Origin of the sequence: Bacillus sp. SIMBA_008 (assembly GCF_046535495.1) — a bacterium.
GTDB lineage: Bacteria > Bacillota > Bacilli > Bacillales > Bacillaceae > Bacillus > Bacillus subtilis.
In genome coordinates, this window is the sequence record NZ_JAWRWL010000148.1 from 1 (window position 1) to 344 (window position 344).

The 344-nt window shown below is 43.3% G+C and carries 1 protein-coding gene; it reads left to right on the forward strand.

The features are described 5' to 3' along the window. A partial coding sequence (locus SB658_RS22565) for an ATP-binding cassette domain-containing protein (RefSeq protein ID WP_486308200.1) occupies nt 1-307 on the forward strand: 307 nt, incomplete at its 5' end. Nucleotides 308-344: the final 37 nt, after the last annotated feature.

Sequence of the window (344 nt, forward strand, 5' to 3'; positions counted from 1 at the left end):
TCAGGATACGGACTATATTTTTCTCGATGAGCCGCTGAACAATTTAGATATGAAGCATTCCGTTGAAATGATGAAGCTGTTGAAGCGGCTTGTGGAAGACTTCGGAAAAACGGTCGTCGTAGTGATTCACGATATCAACTTCGCATCCGTATATTCAGACCATATCGTCGCACTGAAAAACGGACGGATCGTCAAAGAAGGGCCGGCGGAGGAGATCATTGAAACCTCCGTGCTTGAAGATATTTATGATATGACCATCCCGATTCAAGAGATTGACAGTCAGCGGATCGGTGTGTACTTTTCTTAAAAACCAGATGAGGTGAAAGTCATGAAAAAATTCGCAT